General features: G+C 70.8%; 2 protein-coding genes. Both read left to right on the forward strand.

All coding sequences use genetic code 11. The annotated features are described in order from the left end of the window. On the forward strand, positions 1 to 1,134 hold a 1,134-nt coding region (locus IV091_RS12940; protein WP_293469358.1), incomplete at its 5' end, for a hypothetical protein. After that, a complete protein-coding gene (locus IV091_RS12945) occupies positions 1,131 to 2,354 on the forward strand; it encodes a HupE/UreJ family protein (RefSeq protein WP_293469360.1) in 1,224 nt (407 codons plus the stop codon). The genes IV091_RS12940 and IV091_RS12945, both read left to right, overlap by 4 nt. Positions 2,355 to 2,483 lie beyond the last annotated feature (129 nt).

The raw sequence follows: 2,483 nt of genomic DNA on the forward strand, positions 1-2,483 counted from the left end.
TTCCAGGCCGCTGCGGCAACCGCCGTGCAGCCCGCGCGCGACGACGAGGTGCTCGAAGTCTTGCCGCTGGTCACGCGCAGCCGGCCGTCCCTCGCGGCCATCGCGCCCGCCAGCACCATGGCCCCCGATGCCGCCGCCCGGCAGGCCCGCGAGGATATTTCGGTGGCCCGGCAGACCGGCGACACGCGCTACTGGGGCCGTGCGCAGGCCGTGCTGGCGCCCTGGTGGGACCGCGCCGATGCGCCGGTCGACCTGGCCGTGCTGCAGGCGACGGTGCAGCAGGGGCGGCACGAGTTTGGCGCCTCGCGCCAGCTGCTGACCGCCGCATTGGCGCGCGCACCCGGCCATGCGCAGGGCTGGCTCAACCTGGCGTCGCTGGAACGGTTGTCCGCCGACTATGCCAGGGCGCTCAGCGCCTGCGATGCCGTGGCGCGTGCCGGGCAGCCGCTGTACGCGCAGGCCTGCACGCTCGAAACCCAGTCCTTGCAGGGCCGGAACGCCCCGGCGGCGCAAGGCCTTCAGGCCCTTATCGCCAGCTCCGCGACCAATGCCGGCCAGCGCAGCTGGCTGCTGTCGCTGCTGGCGGAAAGCCAGGAACGGGCCGGCCAGGACCGGGCCGCCGCGCAGTCGTATGCCGCCAGCCTGTCGGCCCAGGCCGACCTGTACACCGCGATTGCCTACAGCGACCTGCTGCTGCGTACCGGCAAGCCGGCGCAGGCGCTGCAGGTGCTTGCCGCGTCGCCCGAAACCGATGCCGTGGTGCTGCGCCGGGCCGCCGCCTGGCGTGCGCTCGGTGACGCGCGCTGGCAGGCCGCGCGGGATCTGCTGCAGTCGCGCGTGGCGGAACTCACGCGGCGCGGCGACGACCCGGCGCTGCATGGGCGCGAGTTGGCGCTGGCGGCGCTGTGGCTTGACGACCGGCCGGCCGCCGCGCTGGCGCTGGCACGCCGCAACCTGCTGCTGCAGCGCGAGCCGATCGACTGGTGGGTCGCGGCGCAAAGCGCGCAGGCGGCCAGGGACCCGGCCGCAATGGCCGAGCTGGCCGCCGCGCTTCGTGCCACCGGGCTGCAGGACACCCGGTTGGCGTCCCTGGCGCCGGGCAATGCCAACGCCGTGGGCAGGAGCACCAAATGATTGGTTTCCTGAACAAGGCCGCTGTCCGGCTGGTCCTGGCGCTGGCCACCGTGGCCGTCGGTCCGGCGCTGGCGCACAAGGGCAGCGATGCTTATCTCGATGTACAGCAGGTCGTCCTGGCTGCAGCAGGCGCCGCGCCCGCGTCGGCTGGCGTTCGGGATGTCCGCTTCGTGCTGTCCGTCGCGATCAAGGACCTTGACCTGCTGGTGCCGCTGGACGCCAACGCCGATGCACGCGTGACCTGGGGCGAAGTCAAGGCCGCCATGCCCCAGGTACAGGCGCTGCTGAATGGCGCGGCCACGATCAGCGCCGGTGGTGACGCCTCGACCGGGGCTGCGCCGTGCCGGCTTGACTGGCAGTCGGACGGCCTGGAGCGGCGCAGCGACGGCACCTACGTCCGCATGACGGCGCAGGCGCGCTGCCCGGCCGCGCAGGCGCTGCTGTTGAACTACACGCTGTTGGGCAACGTGGATGCCACGCACCGCCTGCTGGTGGCGGGCCGCATGGCAGGCCGCGACCTGCTGACCACCACCTCGCCGCTGCAGAAAACCGGCTTGCTGCTGAGCCCGGGTATCCCGCAGGATGTGGGCATGGCAGCGGAGTCGCCGCCGTCGGGCCGCTGGGCCGCGCTGCGCGCCTATTTCAGCCTGGGTATGCACCATTTGCTCGAGGGCTTTGACCACCTCGCGTTTTTGCTCGCGCTGGTGTTGCCGCTGCAGCTGGTCCTGGGCTTTAGGGCGGGCCGGGCCAGCGCCAGCGCGAAAGCCGGCAGCGCCTGGTGGGCCTTGTTGCGCACCGCGACGGCGTTCACGCTGGGCCATTCGATCACGCTGGTGCTGGCCACGCTGGGCGTGACGCAGGCGTCCCCGCTGTGGGTGGAGCCGGTGATTGCGCTGTCGATTGCCGTGACTGCGCTGCTCAATCTGCGACCGGTGCACTGGGTCCGCACCGATGTGCTGGCGCTGCTGTTTGGCCTGGTGCACGGCTTTGGTTTTGCCGGCTTGCTTCAGGAGGCGGCTGCGCCCGAGGGCCTGCTGCCGTGGGCGCTGGCCGGTTTTAACCTGGGGGTGGAGGCCGGGCAACTGATGGCCGTGGCGGTGTGGGTACTGGTGTCGCAACTGGTGGTGCGCAAGCCGTGGTACCACCGGGTGGTGGTGCGCGGCGGCTCGGTGCTTCTGATCCTGGTGGCGGCCTGGTGGTTCCAGCAGCGGGTTTTTTGAGGGGTGCGGGGTTTTGGTTCAGCCCTGACAACGTTTTAATGCTATTTAATAAATAGCTGTTTGTCATGGCCCTGTATGGGCTAAAGGCCTGATTCATCAAAATTTCGGAGCGGCGCCAGCGCCGGGAAG

It is taken from the genome of Polaromonas sp. (genome assembly GCF_018780625.1).
In the GTDB taxonomy this organism is placed as follows: Bacteria; Pseudomonadota; Gammaproteobacteria; order Burkholderiales; family Burkholderiaceae_C; genus Polaromonas.